At 70.6% G+C, this 18,283-nt stretch carries 14 protein-coding genes, 8 pseudogenes and 1 riboswitch; of the genes and pseudogenes, 7 read left to right on the forward strand and 15 right to left on the reverse strand.

The features are described 5' to 3' along the window. Nucleotides 1-57 precede the first annotated feature (57 nt). Both G412_RS34510 and G412_RS34515 read right to left on the reverse strand, forming a co-directional pair. Nucleotides 58-2,010 (reverse strand): bifunctional phosphatase PAP2/diacylglycerol kinase family protein, encoded by a 1,953-nt coding sequence (locus G412_RS34510; protein WP_244282975.1) that lies wholly within the window; start codon nucleotides 2,008-2,010, stop codon nucleotides 58-60. Nucleotides 2,011-2,100: 90 nt separating this feature from the next. Continuing rightward, nucleotides 2,101-3,003: a YihY/virulence factor BrkB family protein gene (locus tag G412_RS34515; protein ID WP_051338352.1), complete on the reverse strand. Its 903-nt coding sequence runs from the start codon at nucleotides 3,001-3,003 to the stop codon at nucleotides 2,101-2,103. 266 nt (nucleotides 3,004-3,269) lie between these two features. Between G412_RS34515 and G412_RS37175 the strand changes: the two genes are divergently transcribed. After that, nucleotides 3,270-3,866 (forward strand): hypothetical protein, encoded by a 597-nt coding sequence (locus tag G412_RS37175; RefSeq protein WP_157839097.1) that lies wholly within the window; start codon nucleotides 3,270-3,272, stop codon nucleotides 3,864-3,866. Nucleotides 3,867-3,951: 85 nt separating this feature from the next. On the opposite strand, the gene G412_RS34525 is transcribed toward G412_RS37175, so the two are convergent. Then, a complete protein-coding gene (locus G412_RS34525) occupies nucleotides 3,952-4,725 on the reverse strand; it encodes an SGNH/GDSL hydrolase family protein (RefSeq protein ID WP_078606975.1) in 774 nt (257 codons plus the stop codon). 413 nt (nucleotides 4,726-5,138) lie between these two features. Here G412_RS34525 and G412_RS0114920 point away from each other — a divergent pair, with 413 nt between their 5' ends. After that, nucleotides 5,139-6,176, forward strand: a complete 1,038-nt coding sequence (locus G412_RS0114920; protein ID WP_051338353.1) for a M28 family peptidase — start codon at nucleotides 5,139-5,141, stop codon at nucleotides 6,174-6,176. Between the two features lie 76 nt (nucleotides 6,177-6,252). On the opposite strand, the gene G412_RS41760 is transcribed toward G412_RS0114920, so the two are convergent. Then, complete coding sequence (locus G412_RS41760) at nucleotides 6,253-6,549, reverse strand: hypothetical protein (protein WP_028812792.1); 297 nt, start codon at nucleotides 6,547-6,549, stop codon at nucleotides 6,253-6,255. A gap of 256 nt (nucleotides 6,550-6,805) precedes the next feature. Here G412_RS41760 and G412_RS41765 point away from each other — a divergent pair. Further along, nucleotides 6,806-6,907 (forward strand): annotated as a pseudogene (locus G412_RS41765) (transposase); the annotation flags it as partial. 196 nt (nucleotides 6,908-7,103) lie between these two features. Here the strand turns inward: G412_RS41765 and G412_RS0114935 are convergent. Next, nucleotides 7,104-7,838, reverse strand: coding sequence for a dienelactone hydrolase family protein (locus G412_RS0114935; RefSeq protein ID WP_028812793.1), 735 nt, complete (start codon nucleotides 7,836-7,838; stop codon nucleotides 7,104-7,106). 104 nt (nucleotides 7,839-7,942) lie between these two features. On the opposite strand from G412_RS0114935, the gene G412_RS0114940 reads away from it, so the two are divergent. Continuing rightward, a complete protein-coding gene (locus G412_RS0114940) occupies nucleotides 7,943-8,440 on the forward strand; it encodes a MarR family winged helix-turn-helix transcriptional regulator (RefSeq protein ID WP_028812794.1) in 498 nt (165 codons plus the stop codon). A 135-nt stretch (nucleotides 8,441-8,575) separates the two neighbouring features. Here G412_RS0114940 and G412_RS41770 read toward each other — a convergent pair. Further along, nucleotides 8,576-8,897 (reverse strand): annotated as a pseudogene (locus G412_RS41770) (IS481 family transposase); the annotation flags it as partial. 575 nt (nucleotides 8,898-9,472) lie between these two features. On the opposite strand from G412_RS41770, the gene G412_RS0114945 reads away from it, so the two are divergent. Beyond that, nucleotides 9,473-9,820 (forward strand): hypothetical protein, encoded by a 348-nt coding sequence (locus G412_RS0114945; protein WP_157839098.1) that lies wholly within the window; start codon nucleotides 9,473-9,475, stop codon nucleotides 9,818-9,820. Between the two features lie 50 nt (nucleotides 9,821-9,870). On the opposite strand, the pseudogene G412_RS38055 reads toward G412_RS0114945, so the two are convergent. The 8 genes and pseudogenes from G412_RS38055 to G412_RS38065 all read right to left on the reverse strand — a co-directional run. After that, nucleotides 9,871-10,271 (reverse strand): annotated as a pseudogene (locus G412_RS38055) (5-methyltetrahydropteroyltriglutamate--homocysteine S-methyltransferase); the annotation flags it as partial. Nucleotides 10,272-10,436: 165 nt separating this feature from the next. Next, a riboswitch (cobalamin riboswitch) is annotated at nucleotides 10,437-10,661 on the reverse strand. Nucleotides 10,662-10,772: 111 nt separating this feature from the next. Beyond that, nucleotides 10,773-12,071 carry an MFS transporter gene (locus G412_RS0114960; RefSeq protein WP_028812796.1) on the reverse strand — a complete coding sequence of 433 codons (1,299 nt, stop codon included), beginning with the start codon at nucleotides 12,069-12,071 and terminating at the stop codon, nucleotides 10,773-10,775. Nucleotides 12,072-12,141: 70 nt separating this feature from the next. Beyond that, nucleotides 12,142-13,800: pseudogene (locus G412_RS38060) on the reverse strand (ABC transporter permease subunit); the annotation flags it as partial. Between the two features lie 4 nt (nucleotides 13,801-13,804). Then, a pseudogene (locus G412_RS34530) lies at nucleotides 13,805-15,162 on the reverse strand (ABC transporter substrate-binding protein). Nucleotides 15,163-15,235: 73 nt separating this feature from the next. Further along, nucleotides 15,236-15,772: a GNAT family N-acetyltransferase gene (locus G412_RS0114975; protein ID WP_028812798.1), complete on the reverse strand. Its 537-nt coding sequence runs from the start codon at nucleotides 15,770-15,772 to the stop codon at nucleotides 15,236-15,238. 24 nt (nucleotides 15,773-15,796) lie between these two features. Then, nucleotides 15,797-16,255, reverse strand: coding sequence for a DJ-1/PfpI family protein (locus G412_RS40890; protein WP_341860587.1), 459 nt, complete (start codon nucleotides 16,253-16,255; stop codon nucleotides 15,797-15,799). A gap of 6 nt (nucleotides 16,256-16,261) precedes the next feature. Further along, complete coding sequence (locus G412_RS40895; protein ID WP_244282977.1) at nucleotides 16,262-16,654, reverse strand: type 1 glutamine amidotransferase family protein; 393 nt, start codon at nucleotides 16,652-16,654, stop codon at nucleotides 16,262-16,264. A 43-nt stretch (nucleotides 16,655-16,697) separates the two neighbouring features. After that, a pseudogene (locus tag G412_RS38065) lies at nucleotides 16,698-16,895 on the reverse strand (DJ-1/PfpI family protein); the annotation flags it as partial. Between the two features lie 49 nt (nucleotides 16,896-16,944). Between G412_RS38065 and G412_RS38070 the strand changes: the two are divergent. Then, nucleotides 16,945-17,589, forward strand: a pseudogene (locus tag G412_RS38070) (RHS repeat-associated core domain-containing protein); the annotation flags it as partial. A gap of 100 nt (nucleotides 17,590-17,689) precedes the next feature. Next, nucleotides 17,690-17,872, forward strand: a complete 183-nt coding sequence (locus G412_RS0114990; RefSeq protein ID WP_028812800.1) for a hypothetical protein — start codon at nucleotides 17,690-17,692, stop codon at nucleotides 17,870-17,872. 116 nt (nucleotides 17,873-17,988) lie between these two features. On the opposite strand, the pseudogene G412_RS0114995 reads toward G412_RS0114990, so the two are convergent. Further along, nucleotides 17,989-18,283, reverse strand: a pseudogene (locus tag G412_RS0114995) (IS5/IS1182 family transposase); the annotation flags it as partial.

The raw sequence follows: 18,283 nt of genomic DNA on the forward strand, positions 1-18,283 counted from the left end.
AGGCGCCGGCGCCCGGATCGTTGTGCCATGGCGCGGTGCGCCTCCTCTCAGACGACGTCAGGGCTTTTGGCCGGGCGACGCGGGCGAGACCGGTGTGCCTCGCCCCGGACGTACGGGCGCCGCAGGGCCGGCGTGCCGGTCGCCCTGCCCGCTGTCAGCGGGTGCGGGTGACTGGGCGCGGCGGAGGCCCGGTGCTGTGGGCTCCGGGGTCGCGGTGGGTGCGGGGGCTGTCCTCCGGTACGGGTTGGCGGCGGTGGGGCGCCGGCTCCGGGGCAACTGGACCAGCAGGGCGCCCGGTTCCACCTCCGCGACCAGTCGCGTCCCCTCGACGGCGCAGTCGCCGTCGACCTCCCGTGCCTGGGGCCCGGCAAAGCGGATGTCGACGCGGACCGCGCTGAAGTACTCCAGGGCGCCGCGTGCCATGAGCCGTCGCGCAGGCCCGGCGGCCGCGATCGCCCCCGGCGTTCCGGTCATCCCCCTCATCCCCCTCATCCCCCTCGTCCCTGTCCCGGCCGGACGCCGGGAACGGCCGGGCATCATGCCGCGCAGCAGGTGCGCCGCCGCCGCGAGCCACCCCACGGCGCCGCTGGGGTTGAGCAGGACCACTTCAAGCCGTCCGCTGTCGGGCCGGGCGTCCGGCAGGAGCGGCACGCCTCCCTGGAGGGCGCCGACGTTGCCGATGACGACCATGCGCGCACGGCGGGGCACAGCGTCGCCCGTGTCGAGACCGATCGACAGCCGCATGGGGGGATCGCCGAGATGACGTACGGCTGAGACGACGTAGGCGAGCCAGCCCAAGGACGCCTTGAGCCGTGGTGAGGCGTCCCGCACCATCACCGCGTCGAATCCGGCACCGGCCATGACGGTGAAGCGGGTCGGTGCGAGACCGTCGCCGCTCACCCGCCCGACATCGATACGCACGCGGTCGCCGCTCAGCGCCCGGTCCAGGGCCGCGGCGGGCTTCACGGGCAACCCGAGGTTGCGCGCGAGCAGATTGCCCGTACCGCACGGAACGACCGCCAAGGCAGTGCCGCTGCCGGCCAACTCGTCCGCGCAGGCGCGTACGGTGCCGTCCCCTCCGCACACCACGACCAGGTCGACCCGCCCGGCCGCCGTGTACGCGGCGAGGTCGCCGCAGGGGCGTTCGGCCGTCGTCGATGTCCACCGCACATCGGTGCAGCCGTGCCGGACCAGGACGTCGCGTACCTGTTGTGCCAAATTCTGCGCGCACGCCAGAGGATGGCGCACCACGACGACGCGGCCGGCACCCCGGACGCCGCCGCCCGCGCCCCCGGCGGACCGGGGGAGGGGCAGCGGACCACCCGCGCGGCCGGCGGGCGGCGGAGCGGGACGCTCGCGCGGCGCCAGCAGCGCGTACCCGATGACGATCAGGATGCACGCGCCGTTGACCAGGCCGCCCGCCACGTCGCTCGGATGGTGCATCCCCCGGTACAGGCGGGAGACGGCCACGGCCGGCGGAACGACCAGCAGCACCGCCGCAGCGACGTACCGCCAGGGGCCGCGCAGCCGGGTGACCGCGAGCGTGGCCAGACCGCCGTAGAGCGCGACCGACGCTCCCACATGGCCGGAGGGGAAGCTGGAGGTCGGCGGGGCCGGATCGAGAGGGGGAACGACGGGGCGCGGCCGCTCCACGCACAGGGTGATGACCAGGAAGAGCGCCGACTGCGCCGCGACCGACGCCCCGAGGAACACCGCCTCCCGCCACCGCGGCACACGCGGCAGTACGACCAGCGCGACGACGCAGACAAGGGTGACGCCGATGACGCTTTCGGTGGAGGCGATGAGCGTCAGCCACTCGGAGACCGCCGTGGCCGGTCCGGTGCGATGCCCGGAGAACCAGGCGTTGACTTCGCCCTCCTCCGACAGGGGCCACCGGGTGCCGACCGGGCCGGTGATCAGCAGACCCGCTCCCACCATCAGTGCCCACAGGGGTGCCAACAGCAGCAGGGGTCTGATCCGTCCGGCGGCCGCGCCGCTACCCGTCGTCATGCCCCACGTGTTGCCAGTCGCGGCCGGGTGAACCGTGAGGACGGGGCGCATTACACCGCATCACGCCGCATCACGCCGCATCACCGCGCGTCACACCGGGGGAGAGCAGGGATCGGGCCTCTTCGGCCGTCCGTTCCGGGAGAGTTCGGCGTTGAACCGCGCTCCGCCCAGCAGTACGACGTGGGACACCCACAGCCAGACGAGAAAAGCGACCACGCCCGCCAGGGAACCGTAGAGACGGTTGTACGTCGCGATGTGCGAGGCGTAGAACGCGAAGCCCGCCGAGGCCACCAGCCACAGCACCACCGCCAGCGCCCCGCCGGCCACCGTCTGCCGCAGCCCACGGGCCTCGTGCGGCCCGGACCGGAAGAGCAGCAGAACCAGGGCGACGACCACCAGGAACAGCAGCGGCCACTTCAAGCCCGCCCATATGAGCGCCGCCTGATGGTCCGTCCCCGTCCCCCGGCCGATGGCCCGGGCGACGCGTCCGGTGGCGGTCAGCGTCAGCACCCCGCTCACCAGCAGCGCCAGGACGGTCACCGCCCTGAGCAGGATGGCGGGCAGCGTCCGCCACGCAGGACGGCAGTCCGCCACGCCGTACATCGCGTGCAGCGCGCGCCGGAACACGGCCAGATAGCTGCAGGACGACCAGAGCGCCGCGCCGCCGGTGAGCACGACGAGCAGCCAGGGACCCGAAGCCCCCTGCGGCCGGCTGCCCAGAGCCTGTTCGAGCACCGGGCGGGCCGTGTGCGGTACGAAGGCGCCGAACTGCGCGATGACATCCTCGGGCGAGCCCGTGCCGAGCAGCGCGATGGCGAAGACGATCACCAGCAGGGCCGGGAAGACCGCAAGGACCGCGTAGTACGTCAACGCGGCCGCCCAGTCGGTGAGGTCGTCCTCCCACAGGGCGACCGGCGTACGGACCAGGGCTCTGGCGTACGCACCGCGTTCGCCACCGCGCGCCGAACCGCTTGCGGGGACACCGACCGCCATGAGACCACCACTCCGTTCCCGCTTCCTGCCACCCGCATCGGCCGCCTCCTCGCCGTACGGCTGCCGACAGGCTCTCCTCCCTGCTGCCCGGCAACGGTGCCCGCACGCCGTGACGCGGCGATGAATCCGGGATCGGCGGCCGCGGCCACCGACTGGCCCGGGTCCTGGAGGCGGTGTCGGCCCAGGACAGGCAGCCGGCCGTCGCTGCCCCGGACCGGGCGGAAAACAAGGTGACCGGACCGATCGTGCCCAGGCATCATCCGAGGATGGCGAAGGCGCGCGAAGTGAAGAAGACAGAGCGGGAGACCGCAGTCGCCAACGGCATCCTGCGCCGGCTCGACAAGGCCGTCACCACCGGAAGGCTGGTGCGCGTCCACCGGTCGATTCCCCGCGTGGAGGGGATCGAGGGATTCGTCATCGGCGCGAGTGCCGAGTGGACCTTGATGGCGCGGTGCTCGGACATCCAGCTCGACGGCTGGTCGGCGCTCCGTACCGCCGACATCACCAAGGTGCGCCGACAGGGAGACGAGACCTGCCTGACCATCAGAGCCCCGCGCCGGCGGGGGCAGTGGCCGGTACGCGTACCCGCCGCGATTCCCCTGGACGAGTCGACCGCGCTGCTGAAGACCGTGGGCGGCGAGTTCGGTCTCATCGCGGTGCACACGGAACGGCAGGTGCCCGACGCCTGCTGGATCGGCGCGGTGACGCGGCTGCGGCCCAGGTCAGTACGACTGCGCGAAGTCGACACTGGCGCACGATGGCACGCCGACGACACCACATTCCGCTTCCGGGACATCACGCGGGTGGACTTCGGCGGCCGGTACGAGACGACGTTGAGGGAATTCGCCGGCCCGTACAGCTGAGCGCGGTCCCTGCTGGTCGCCCAGCAGGCACTCACGGCGGAATGAGCAGCCAGGGTCCGGCCCGGCCCGCCCCGCCCCTGCCCGGTCACCGGGATGAACGGTGACGGGCCGACGTCACCTCGCCGGAGAGCGGCAAACCCAGCCCGGCCACCGCCCGCGCGACCAGGCGGGACATCTCGGTAGCGCCCTTCAGCTGGAAGTGGGTGTTGTCCTGGATCCCGTCCGGGAAGTTGGGGTACAGCCCCGGAGACAGCCACAGGAAGACGCCCTTGGACGCCTCCACGCCGAGCCTCGTCAGGAACACCCGGCTGAGCTCGGACAGGTCGACCAACGGGGCTCTCTCCTCGGCTGCGACGGCGCGCGCGGCATTCACGTACGCGGGGAAGGAGACGTTGAATTCGCCGGTCGACGCGTTGTAGGAGCGGCGCGAGACGGGTGTGACGACGATGGGTGTCGCGCCGCGTGCGCGGGTGGCCCTGATGTAGTCGTTGCGCAGGTACTCCTTGTAGTCCGCCGGTGAGGTGTAGCGGTCCGGGTTGCTGACGGTGGCGTCGTTGTGCCCGAACTGTACGAACAGGTAGTCGCCCGGCCGGATCGCCCGGTGGATGGCGGCCAGCCGCCCCTGCTCGATGAAGCTCCGCGAACTGCGCCCCCCGATGGCGTGGTTGGCGATCGTGATGTTCCGGGTGAAGAAGCCGGGGAGCGTCTGCCCCCAGCCCGCCTGGGGGTGGTAACCCGAGCGGTACGTCTGCGCGGTGGAGTCGCCGGCGATGTAGACGGTGGTGGTCGCCGCTGTGTCGGTGGTGGTACGCCGGGAAACCGCGGCAGCGGCGGAGGGAAGATGGAGATTCAGGCCGATGCCGCCGCTGAGCGCGGCGGCCGCGACGAGAAAGCGCCTGCGGCTCGTGGCAGTGCTCGAAGTCGCAGGCGGATTGGTCGGATTGTCGTTGCTGAGGCCATCTGACCATCCTCACCGTGGGGTTGTGAAGCTTCGTCCTCTTGTCGCCGCCGCTCCTGAATAGGTTGCAGGGGATCAGCACGGTGCTTTAGCAGAGCCGTCTGACGGCGGCGTGGTGAAGCGACCTCACACAGGAAACTTCAATGGCAGCGGCCCACGGCCACGGATGACCGACAGGCGTGGGAACGGCAGCCTCGACCGCTGCGAGCGAGTCGGTGCCGGGTCGATCCGGTCCCGAGGAGCGAACGTCCGGGACATGCACCATCATCGATGACAGGAGGCTGCTCCGCACCGACGAGGGGGAAGGCGGTGAAATGGTGGTGCTCGCGCTCGTACGTGAACTGAACCGGCGGGCCGACCCGCGACGCCTGAGGCATGACGTCGAATTCCTCGCCGACCGCCCGCGCAGCCGCACCCGCGCCCCTGAAGCCATGCTGCGCGCCGAGGCCCATGTGACGCGTGAACTGGCCGCCGCGGGATGGTGGACCCAGCGGCAGCCGTTCGACGTACGGTGGCGACTGGGCGGCACCGACCGCCAGGACGATCGGCCCATCGCGCTCCAACTCCGCCTGCACACACGGCTGACCGGCGCGAACCTCGTGGCCCATCTGCCGGGAGCCGACGACGGCCCCGACCGTCCCACCGTGGTCGTCGGAGCCCATCTGGACACCGTCGACGGCAGCCCCGGCGCCGACGACAACGCCTCCGGAGTCGCCGCGCTGCTGGAGATCGCGCGGCTCCTCGGCGGGCTGCCGCGGCCGCCCGCCGTCACCCTCCTGTTCTTCGACATGGAGGAGCTGGGGATGATCGGTTCCCGGTTCGCCGCCCGGCAGCTGCGCCGAACCGGGCAGGTCGCGGGCATGATCTGCCTGGAGTCCGTCGGTTACTTCGCGACCGGACCGGGAACCCAGCTCATGCCTGCCGGATTCGCAACGGCCTTCCCCCGTGTGGCCGCCCGGGTCCGCTCCGGTGGCCAGCGGGGTGACTTCACCCTCGTGGTCCACCGGCGCTCCACCGAGGCGGCCGCCGCTGTGTGGCGGCGGGCAGCGGAGGCCGCGGAGCCCCGGCTGCCCGCCATCACCCTGCGCGACCCGCGCCCGCACGGTCCGCTGGGCGCGCTCGCCGGCCTCGCGGCGCCCCCGCTGATCCACCTCGACCGCAGCGACCACGCCTCCTTCTGGAACGCAGGGATTCCGGCCCTGATGCTCACCAGTACGGCGAATTTCCGGAACCCCCACTACCACCGGCCGACGGACACCCCGGACACCCTCGATTACGGACGTCTGGCAGCGGTCGCCGTCGCGACCGCCGCCACGGCCGCGTCCGCCGCGTCATGGCGCGCTCTGTCCTGAACCGTGAGGCGGACCAGCACGCACGCCGGGCTCACCGGCAGTTCGCCGCTGAGCTCGGCGGAATCGGGCCGCCGGGTCACCGTGCCCGCCGGTGCCGAAAGGTGCGCAATCTCGGCGCGTACGTCCTTGCCCGCAGGTGCGGCACCGGAAGGCGCTGCTGGGGGTCCCCGCCCCTGCGCCACACCGAGACGTACGTCGTCCCCCCGGCCCGCAGCCCCAGCCCGAGCCAGTCGTCCGCCCACCCCGGCAGGCCTAGCGGCGAGCAGGGCACGGCTGGCGGAAGATCGTGGCGCAGTGACTTGTACGTCGCCTGCGCATCCAGGGTGAAGGCGATCTCCTCGTCGGTGAAACCAGGCTGCGAGTACGCCCACACGGCGCCTGCTCGGGCGGTACCGCCGTGGGCGCGGCTGCCGCGATCGGGGGATAGCGCAGCGGGTCCTGCTGGTCGCTGGTGGACTGGAGCTGGGTGACGGCGAGCGAGGCGCCGTCCATGCGCATACCGCCCGTCGCGCAGTTCTCGATCACCAGGCCCGGGTACCGGTCGAGCGTGGCCGACAGCCAGTCGAGCCGGCACCGGGTGTGGCCGAGCAGGGGCCCGCCGGGGGAGACCGTGATGTTGTAGTCGAACTTCAGGTAACGCCCGGATACGCAAGGCCGTCCGCGCCCGCTGGCACTTTCCCAATGAGGCCGCCGCGCTCAAGTGCGTCTACCTGGCGCTGACGAGCCTGGACTCGTTGACACGCCCTAGACGAGGACAGGAGGGACGAGGCGGCCACCAGGGCGTTGATCAGGTCGGGCGCCGCCGGCTTGGTCAGCCGCTTCGCATGACAACGACCACCAGGTCCCGGCCGCGCGTCCGCGTTGCGGTCGGCGTGTGAGCTACGGGCCGCGGAGCCGTGACCTCCGTTTGGTTTCCGGGCCGGAGCCTCAGCCGTTGGTGAGGGTTCGGCTGAGGAGGGGCAGCAGGCGGTCCCAGTGGCGCTGTAGCGCGGCGGGGTTGAAGGCGTCGGTGTCGGACATGGTGAAGCCGTGGATGGTGCCGGGGTAGATCTCGGAGGTGTAGTCGACACCTGCGACATCCAAGGCCTGGTTGAGCTCGCTGAGGGCCTCGGGCGTCATGTCCGTTTCGGCGTGTCCGAGGTGGACTTCGGCGGTGAGACGGTGCAGGCTGTCGGGTCCGTCGGCGCCCACGGGGCCGTGGAATCCGGCGATGGCGGCCACCTGGCCGGGGTGGGCCGCAGCGGTACGCATCGCCAGGAGGCCGCCTATGCAATAGCCGGTCACCGCGACCGGTCCGGCGCCGACCTCGGGCTGGGTGGTGAGGAACCTGAGGTAGGCGTCGGCGTCGCTCAGGACACGTTCGGCCGTGTGCGCCTCGATCAAGGGCATCAGTTGGGCGAGGACCGCGGGCCGGACCTCTTCTCCGATGTGCTCGGGAAGTTCGATCAGCGGTGCCGGGCCGTGCCGGTAGAAGAAGTTGGGGACCAGCACGTAATACCCGTGCCCGGCCAGCTCCCGGGCCAACTCCCGCAGCGCGGGCCGGATGCCGAAGGCATCCGCGTACATCAGCACCCCTGGGAGCCGCTCGCCGTGGTCGGGGAAGGCGGCGAAGGCGTCGGCCTGGCCGTCCGTGGTGGGAATCTGCAACATCTTGGTGGGAATAGCGGATCTTCCTTCCTTGGAGTTCACCGACGTAACGTTTATGCCACTAACGATTTCGGCGTGAGTGACCGTACATCGTTAGTGGGACTAACACAATGAGTAAGATGGGCACCATGACCAGGGCCAGAGCCGAAGCCGCGGACATGCGCGACGACGGCGCGTGCAAGACGCCCGACAGGCTGCGTCGACGGGCGAGCCGACTGTTGTCACAGCTGACCATGCGGTCGGACCGGCTGATCACCGAGGGATTGGCCCGGGCCGACGCCCGCAAGTGGCACTACGCCGTGCTCGCCTCACTGCAGGAGTACGGGCCGGGCAGCCAGGCAGAGCTGAGTAGGCGCTCTGGCATCTACCGCAGCGACATGGTCGGCGTGCTCAACGAACTGGCCGAGCGTGACCTCGTCGAGCGGGCGCCGGATCCCGATGACCGGCGCCGCAACGTCATCACGATCTCCACCCAAGGCCGCCGCCACCTACGCGTCCTTGACAAGGTCCTGGACGACCTCCACGACGAACTGCTCGCGCCGCTGAGTCCGGCCGAACGCGACGAGTTCCTGCAGTTGCTCACTCGCCTGCTGGACCACCACACCCGGACCTCCTGACCCCGCGTAGTGGGAGACCCGCTCGCCGAGGAAAAGGACACGCGTCACGCGATTACCGCACCGACACGGCGCTGGAATGGCGCATGAAGCCGCAGGTCATGAGAGCTGATCGTGAATCAGGTCATGGAAACCTACAGGGCGACGACACCTACGAGGTGAGACCGTGCCGAGTCCATGCAGGGCCTGCTGCCAGGCCAGGCCTTTGCGGTAGGCCCAGGCGTTGTGCGTCAGGACGCGCTGCTTCCGGTTGATGCCGTGGCGGGCGAAGAACGCGGCGGCCCGCGTCAGGAACCCTGCGCAGGTGGAGGCCTTCCCGTCGTCGTGGATCTCCCTGTAGGCCGGGCGGGTGTGGTCGTCCACGGCGGAGTGGACAGACGTAGTCGAATCCCATGCCGCTGCGGGTGGCGCGGCCGTCCTGGCGGCCGAGCCGCCCACCTCTGCTCCCAGGCCGCTTCCCCGGCGGATGTCAGCCTGTCTGGGAAGCCGCCACCGCCCGGATCGCTGCCCTACCTGTCGGCGTACCACCGATATCCCCGAGCGCTTCATCACGTTCGACGACACCCCCGCCTCCGGCCCAGCCGGCCGACATCCCCGAGCTGCTGCCGGCTCGCATCATGCTGGTCCTTACTACCGCTTCACGTGGGGCATCAGGGTGCTTCGTACACCCGACGACGCTCGCTTGTGCGGCGTGGTCCACGAGCCGCACGGGCGTGCCACGTGCGGAGAATTGCATGCCCGCTGTTTTGCGTCACATGTGCGAGTCGGCTTCCTTGGAGACAGAGGGCTCAGGCCGGTGTCGTCTGCGCCACGGGCCCTGCAAAGCTGTGGAACAAGGCACTGAGGTGGTAACACCGTGCGGGAAGTGCAGGCACCGGCCCGGACGCCGCCACCGGAGCGTCTCCACCTACGGTGATAGCTACTTCCGTCCATAAGGAGATATGACATGCTCACTATGACGGGGAAGCCCTGGAAGTCTCGCTTGCTGCCCGCTGCCCTCATCGCCGGGTTCATCGCGTGATGACCGTGGTGTGCGTGTCCATCGCCAACGAGCCGCCCGAGGGCTCAGCTTCTGCAAACGGCCTGCGCAGCGATGTCGTCCAGGCAGTACAGGGCCAGGACGCCGACCGGCTGCAGAACCTGTTCCACAAGGAGACCGTGGCCGACGACTACGCCAAGAGCGTCCTGAGCCGTCTCAAGGAGGCAGAAAGCAGCGACACGGACCTGACGCTCCACGAAGAGAACCAGAAGCAGTTCCTGGTCCTCAAGGGCAAGAGCACCGACGGGGCCGTCTGCGTTCCCTGGCTGGTCACCGAGGAAGACGGCCGCTGGTACCTGGACGGCACCCCCCTGCTTACAGCCCCTTCCTGTAATGGCCGATAGCGATCTACCCCGGCCAAAGCTCGCCCCTTCTAGCGGTCGGTGGCGACCCCCCCCAGCTCAGGCACCAGGTAGTGGTAGTTGGTGCCGAACCACTTGGTCATTTCCAGCGGCGCCACGTCCTCTGTGCCGCGCGCCATGGCGAAGTAGCCGTCGAGGCGTCGGCTTCGACGGCCGCGCGGTGGCGCTCGGGGATCGCGCCGACCATGACGGTGTTGTCGAGGAAGTGGTCGTAGTACGAGAAGTCGCCGGTTGGCACCTCGTCGATGCCGGCGTCGGCGAGCTGCCGTCAGTTCGTCCGGCGCAGGTCGGTGGCGGTGGCGCGGAGGGCTTCGGCGGTGACGAGACCCTTCCAGTAGCCTTCGATCGCCTTCTTCAGTTCCCGGTTCTGTCCCTGGCGTGGGTAGCCGCACACGGTGGCCCGTGCTGCCGCGGCTGCGGACTTCGCTATCACGGAGATCTCCTTCGCGAGATGAATCCCTGAGATCCCGGCGACGGGACGAGAGCGCGAAGGAGTGACGGACCGGACGGTACGAGGGCGCGTGGCAAGGCGCGGTCATCCGCCTGGTATGTACGCCGACCCGCCCACGAGGTCACCGGGATGTCCACGCGCGAGTGGTTCACGCGCGGGCAGTTGGCAGGTCTTCGGACTCGCGGGCACGTCTTCACCATATGAGAACTCCTACTGACCGTCGCCTCCCAGGCCCATGCCGTCGGACCCAGTGCGTATGACGGCGGTCGTTCGCGCTCACCGCTGCGGGGCAGTCCCGGATTCCCACCGGGTTCCCCCTTACGACGCCGACTGCCTGGCGGACAGGGGCGAACCAGCTGCCCGACAGAGTACGCGTCACCCCCCCCGCAAAGTGTCACCCACGACCGGCAGCCGTCCGCCCGCACGGTGACACCGATTGCGGCAGAAGGGACGCACGGAACTTCAGGCGCCGGGCAGGAGCTGTCAGCGCGCCGGTACAACGTCTGCCCCGCCTCCGGCGCCTTCCGGGCGATGAGGGAGCAGGGCCACGGCCAGGGAGGGCAGTGCTGCGAGGACGAGCCACGCCACGGGCGCCGGCAGGCCCAGGTCGAGCAGGGAGCCGGTGGCCGAGCTGCCGAGGAGGACGATGAGGCCGGAGACGGAGGACAGGGCACCGGTGTAGAGGCCGAGGCGGCCGTCTTCGGCGAGGTCGGGCACCCAGGCGCGTGCGGCCGGGACGATCAGCATCTGGCCCAGCGTGAGCAGGACGACGTATCCGGTGGCGGGCAGCAGCCCGGCGATGCCTGTCCAGGCGGCGGGCCGGGCGGCGGCCACGACCGCGAATCCGGCGGCGACGAGCAACAGTCCGATGGCCATGGAGCGGCGCAGGTCGAGCCGGTCACCCGCCCAGCGGGTGACGGGGAGTTGGGCGAACACGGCCAGGAGAGAGGCCAGGGCGAACAGCCAGGACAGCGCCGACTGGGAGCCGGTCGCGCGCTGCACCTCCTCGGGCAGGGCGAGGTAGAGCTGGTTGTAGGCGAGCAGGTAGGTGCCGTAGGCGCAGCACAGGGCGAGGAAGCGGCGGTTGCGGAGTAGCACGCGGAGCCCGCCCCGGCCGCGGGTGCGGACCCGGCCGGGGGTGTGCTGCGGCATCAGCCGGGCGTGGCCGGCGAGGACGAGGACGAAGACGGCGGCTCCGGCGAGGCAGGCGGTGCGGAAGTCCACGGCGAGCAGCAGGGCGCCGAGCAGGGGGCCGACGAAGGCGCCGGCCTGGCCCGCCGCCAAGAACAGCGCCAGTACCCGGGTGCGCGGGCCGTGGCCCTCTTCCTCCCACGCCACGGCCTGCCGGGCGGCCTCCGACTCCACGGCCGGGGAGAACAGGGCCGCGGCGAAGCCGATCAGCAGGACCGCGCCGATCACCGCCCAGGTCTGCTCCGCGTACCCGAGCCAGGCAAAGCCGGCGACGCGCAGCGCGCAGCCGGACAGAACGATGGGGCGTACGCCGTAGCGGTCGACGAGCCAGCCGCCGATCACGAACAGGCCCTGTTGGCTGAAGGTTCGCAGGCCGAGGACGAAGCCGACCATCCAGCCCGCCATGCCGATCGCGGTGCCGAGGTGCCCGGCGAGGAACGGCAGAACGGCGTAGAAGCCGATGTTGAAGGCGAGTGGGGTAAGGATCAGCAGCTTCAGGAGCGGTGACAGGACCTTCCAGGTCCGCTCGCGCGGAGACTTCGGGGTCCCGGCGGGCCGCCGGGGCAGGACGTGGGAGAAGAGAGCGGTCATCGGGTTCCGTCAGTCGGGGGGTGAGTGAGCACGGCGTGCGCGGCGGCGCGGGGACCGCCTGCTCCGTCTCGGCGGGACGTTCTTGAAGCGCTGGCGGGCGTGCTCCCGGCGGCCACCGCGGGCGGGGCACGCGCACCCCGCCTGTTGCGGTCACCGCCAGCGCCCTGAGCAGGGCGAGGACGGTGGCCGGGGCGAGGACCGCCCACGGCGCGCGTTCGGCGTACGGCTGGTTCTCGGCGAGGAGCAGACCCCACTCGGGGAACGGCCGCTGGGAGCCCAGGCCGAGGAACCCGAGAGCGGCCAGGGCGAGCGCGATGCCGGGCAGCCGGAGCGGGGCGTGGCGGGCCACGGGCGGCAGGACGGCCGGGAGCAGTCCACGGGTGAGCAGGTACCACTCTCCCGCGCCGAGCGCGCGGGTGGCGGTTAGATAAGTGGTGGCGCGCTCCTGCCGCAGCAGCGCGGAGATGTGGGCGGCCGGCGGTGACCACGCGACGGCGGCGCTCACCGCCAGGGCGATGCCGAGGGTGTTCAGCGCGCCGTGCACGATGCGGGCCAGGATGTCGCGGCCGAGCGCGTCGGTGCCGAACAGGTGCGTGAAGGAAGGGACTTGGAGACGGGAGCCGGTCTCCAGGGCGAGCGGGTCGCGCGGCAGTCCGAGGCCGATGACGGCGGCGAGCATCGCCCGGTACAGCAGGGGCAGCGTGCGCGGAGTGGGTGGGGTGGGCCGGTGCAGGGAGTGCAGGGCGCCGTCACGCAGTGCGGGTCCGATCACCAGCCGGGCCGCGAGCCGGGCCAGAGCGCTGGCGATCGCGGCGAGCAGGACCAGGGCGAGGGTGCCAGTCTGGAGGATGGGCAGGTCCTGGGCGAGGGCGGCGCGCAGGGTGAGTCGGCCGAGGCCGGGGATGTCGTAGATCTGTTCCACGGCGACGGCGCCGCCGGTCAGGCCGACCACGAACAGGCTTAGGTTGGTCAGCACTCCGGGCACGCAGCGCCGCAGCGCCCGCTGGGCCACGGGCCTGGGCGGGATGCCGCGCGCGGCGGAGGCCAGCGTCCACGGCTCGGCGAAGGCGCCGGGCAGCAGATCGTCCAGCATCCGCCCGAGGACCGCTCCGGCGGGCAGGCCGAGTGCCAGCGAAGGCAGCACCGTCCACTGCGGCCCGTACCACCCCAGGGCGGGCAGCCAGCCGAGCTGCACTCCGATGACCGAGGCGAGTACGGAGGCGACGAAGAACTCGGGCACCGCGGCCGGCACCGCCGACCCGGTGCCGCCCGGGCCCCGCTCGCCGAACCGGTGTCGCGGGCCCAGCCACAGTGTGCGGGCGCACACGGCGCCGGCCGTGCCGACGGCGACCGCCAGGGCGCCGGCCATCAGCAACAGGGAGGCGCCGAGGGCCTGGACGACGGACGGAAGCACCTCGCCGCCGGAGACCCACGAACGGCCCGCGTCCCCGTGCAGCAAACCGCCGAGCCATCGCCCTTGCAACGGCAACGGGCCGTCTTCCAGACCCAGTTGGTCTCGTACGGTGCGTAGTGCCTCCGGGGTGGGGTCGCTCTCCGCCGACCGTGCTTTGAGCACGGTCAGTGCGGGGTCCGTGCGCGACAGCCATGGCAACAGGCCGATTCCGCACACCAGGGCGGCGGTGAGCGCGCCCCGCCACACCAGCGCGAGCCCGCCGCCCCGCACGACGGCGCGCAGGGCGGCGGTACCGCCTTTCACAGGGCCGGTCATCGTGTCAGCGCCGCGTTCCCGTGCCGACGACGAGACGCTCGTACGGGTCCATCAGCGTGCCCTCGACCGACGTGCCGATCCCCATGACGGTCTTCATGTGCACCAGCGGAACCACCACGTCCGTGGCGGGGACGGCGGCCTCGGCCGCCATGACGGCGTCCTGGCGCTGGCCGGTGTCGGCGACGGACGCAGGCTTGGCGACGGCCTGGTCGACCTTCTTGTCGCACAGCTGGGACTGGTTGTTGCCGCCCTCGCAGGTGTAGTCGCTGGCGAGGACGGAGACGGGGCCCCGGTGCCCGCCAGGACGTTGCGGGCATAGACGGTGGCGTCGAATTTTACTGCCGGCGCGTCGCTTTCGAAGCGTGCCAGGTCACGGACCTCCAGCTTCACCTTGAACCCGGCCTTGTCGAGCTGCTGCTGCAGCACCTGGGCGACTTCGGGCAGCCCGGGTCGGCTGCTGTAGGTGGCAATCGTGACGGACGTGCCGTTCGGCTCTGTGGCCTTCGCCCGCCCCTTCGGCTCGACGCGCTTGCCCGCGGCCCAGTTCAGCGCGGGGCTGTAGATGTCCTGGCCGGGCGCGGCGTAGCCCTCGTACACGTCCTTGGCGAGCAGGGAGGGGTCGATGGCCTCGCGGGCGGCGGCCCGCAGCCTCGGCTCGGCGAACGGGCCGGGCTTGGTGTTCAGGTCCAGTACGACGTTGCGCGCGGTCGGTTTCTCGCGGACCGTTTCCTTGTCAAGGGAGGCCGCCGTCTGTCCGGTGATCTTCTTCAGCTCGAACGGCCCGGTAGCGGTGCCGGCCGGGTTCACGGTGCCCTGTTTCGCGTACTCCTTCGGGGAGTACACCGCCAGGCGTGGATTGGACAGCCGCAGTGGCGGCACGGGGCCGGGGGCCGCGGTACGGACGCGCACCTGGTTGTCGCCCACCGCCTCGGCGGACAGCTTCACCCCCGACAGGGCAACCGGCTCCGGCTTGGCCTGCGTGGCACGGGTGAGGGCGGTGACGACAGTATCCGGGGTGACCTCGCTGCCGTCCTGGAACTTCGCGTCCCGCAGCGTGAACAGCCAACTGCGGCCGCCATTCTCGCTGTTCCAGGACTGGGCGAGCGCCGGGGCCGCGGTGCCGTTGGCATTGAGCTGGGTCAGACCCTCGGAGACACCGAGCCGGGACAGGTGGCAGGCGTCTTCCCCGTACGGGGAGAATTTCTCCGCGGGCAGGAAGGCCATCACCACGCGCAGCCGCGCACCATCCCTGGGACCGCACGAGCCGGAGGACGAAGAGCCGCCGTCGCCGGAGGCGAAGCAGCCGGCGAGCAGCGGAGTGAGCAGCAGGCCGACTATGAACCGAGGACGGGGTCTTCTCATGGTTCGCGTTCTCGTCTTCCGGTCGTGCCGATCAAGAGGCGTCAACCGATAGAGTAAGCGAAATCGTTTCCATTTAAACCATCGGGATCTCGAAGTGAAGGGCCTCCTTGCCTCCACCGGGTTCCTCGGTTCGCTCGTCGAGCACCAGCTTCCCCAGGGCCCGCCACAGCGCCTCCGCCCCCGGTGACGACGGGTAGGTGTGCAGGTAGAGCGACTGGTAGCCGCCGTCCGCCCTCGCGAATGCCGCCAGCTCGGACACCAGCCGCCGGGCCAGGCCACGCCGCCGGTGCTCGGGCCGTACGTACACCCGCCGAAGCTGGGCGGTCTCACCCGAGGGGAAACGCTCCGCGATCCAGCGCGGGTTCGGGGGGTGCTCGGGTCCGCGCGCGTCCAGTGCCGCCGTGGCGGCGACCGTTCCGTCCCGTTCGTCGACGGCCACCAGGAGCGTATGCCGGGGAGGGGCGAGGTAGAAGCGTTCCGGATGGATGATGTCGGCGTGCCATCGGGGGACGTAGCCGGTGCCGAAGTCGCGGTAGACGGCGTCGAGCATCACCGCTCGCGCCTCGTCGAGGTCATCCGGGGTTGCGGTCCTGATGCGGTAGTTGTGCACGTGCACAGGATATGCAACTGGGGCCTAGGGGGGTAAGTCGCGCTCCTGCGCACCTTCCGTCACCCACCGGCCGCGGCTCGCGGCGAACGCAGGCCGGATCGTTTCCGGGCGTCGAACCGGCCACGCGCTGTATGGGAAACCGCTATGAGGTCCAGACGGTGCCGCGACCTCGTACTCCAGCATGGACTCCAGGCCGAGCGCGGCGTCGACGCCCAGTTCGCGGCGGACCAGCCACAGGGCGAGGTCCAGGCCGGAGGTTACGCCGCCGGCGGTGACCAGGTCGCCGTCGTTGACGACCCGGGCCTTCTTCAACACACCGCCCTGCTCGACGAAATCGGACCGCACCCTGTGGTGGGTGGTGCAGGGCCGCCCACGGGTGAGGTCGGCGGCGGAGAGGAGCAGCAGGCCGGTGCACAGGCTGGCGACGGTCAGCCCCGATCGGCGGGCGGCGGCCAGGGCTCGGGGCAGGGCGCCCCGGCGGATCTCGGCTCAGACCCCTGGGCCCTCTCGGCGGGCATACCCGCCGCCGGGCACGATGGGCAGGTCCGCCTCCTCGGGAGCCCAGCGGCGGTCGGCACGCAGCCGGGTGACGAAGGCGGCGGTGGCGGTATGGGGACCGTCGAGGGCGACGTAGCGCACCTCGACGTCGCGGTCGCTGAAGTAGCCGGAAGCGGACAGCACTTCATAGGGAGCGGCCAGGTCGAGCTCCTCGACGCCTTGGAAGAGCACGACCTGGGCGCGCAAGGGGGCGCGGCGGCCGGATCCGGACGGCGAGGCGGTTCCGGCTGCCGTGGAGGCGGCGGCCGGGGCGGCGGAGACGCCGGTCGCTAGGCCCACGGCGCCGAGGGCAGTCGCGGTGCGCAGCAGGGTACGTCGGTTCACGCGGAGCTCCTGTGTTCGTCGTCGAGGGGGGCGGTCGGAGTGGTCAGCGGGCGAGCGGTTCGTCCGCGAGGTAGGGCGGTGCCGGGTCGTACTGGACCTCACGCCGCACCGCGCGGGCGTGCTCGCGGCCGTGCAGGCGCCCTACGAGCCAGAGAGCGCTGTCGATGCCGGCGGACACGCCCTGACTTGTCAGCAGTAGGTCGTCCACGACGTACGGGGCGTCGGACACGACGGTGACGTCACTGCCTATGCCAAGGAGGAAAAGGCCGGCGCGATCACGGACTCGCGGCTTTTTCCACAACGGGCCGCTCGGCCTGGCGGCCAAGACCACGGCCGGTGTGGACATGGGATTCAACCGGGAGCCCAGGGGCACCCTGAACTCCATGACGACCGGGGGCAAGTCCTACTACTACCTCACCGACGGCATCGGCAGCGTGATCGGCCTCGCCGACGAGACCGGCACCAAGGTCAACACCTACACCTACAGCCCCCGCGGAGTCCGCATCCTGGCCCGGTCCACCGAAACGGTCGCCCAGTCCTACCGGTTCGCCGGCGGCTACCAGGACCCCACCGGCCTCTACCACTACGGCGCCCGTTACTACGACGCCAACATCGGCCGCTTCAACTCCCCGGAACCCCTCCGGCCAGAAGGAAAACCCCTACCTCGACGCCGAAGGCGACCCCGTCAACCGCATCGACCCACCGGACTCCTCAGCTTCGGCGATGTGGCGGACTTCCTGGACGACACCAATGACATTTGGGGAGCAGCAGTGCGATGTGTTGGCGGAATTGGTGCCGCCGCGGAAACCGGAATCATCGCAACAGCCAGCACTTTCGGCTCGTGGGGCACAGGTGCAGCGGTCGTGGGCAGCTGCGTGTGGGGGGATTCCTCGGATACAACAATGCCGACATCATCAGTTATGGCTGACGGCTGACGCGCATCAATGAGATGGGCACTGCTGTGGTGCGCCTGATTAGATGCGTCACCACAGCAGCGACCGATACCGACAGGGCAGATAGAGAAAGGATGGGCCGGTGAGCAACAAGTCAAAGATGAATCTTTTCATGTCTGTCGTTGCCGTGGTTACCGTTCTGGCTTTGGCTCAGGGCATCATGGCGGAGGGGTCGGGCAAAACGCTGCCTCTCATCCTCGGAGGCCTGGGGGCGGTGTCCCTCGCCATGTGGGCCATGGCGTTGCACAGCACGAAGAGCAGGTGAAGTCCGGTGGCCGATTGCTTCCCGCAGGGTCGAGCCCGCCCGACGCTACCAAAAACGCCACGGTCGACCTGTACGAGCACTGGAACACCCCTAAGAGGTCGTTTCATCCTGTTGTTTCATCCTGGGATGCGGCTTTGATGTGCTGGTGTCGGGTCGCGCCAGGAGATGGTGTTCTCGCCGGTGAGGCGGCGGGCCATGAGGTCGGTCATGGCGAGGTGGATCATGGCTTCGGAGCGGTGTGGGGGGGGTTCGTAGTCGCGGGCCAGGCGGCGGTGGAGCATGAGCCAGCCGTAGGTCCGCTCGACCGCCCACCGCTTCGGGATGGGGGTGAAACCCCTGGTCCCGGGGGTGCGGGCGGTGATTTCCATGTCGATGCCGAGGGCGGCGGCATGTTCGACGAGGTGCTGGCGG

The sequence above is a fragment of the Streptomyces flavidovirens DSM 40150 genome, assembly GCF_000429085.1.
GTDB lineage: Bacteria > Actinomycetota > Actinomycetes > Streptomycetales > Streptomycetaceae > Streptomyces > Streptomyces flavidovirens.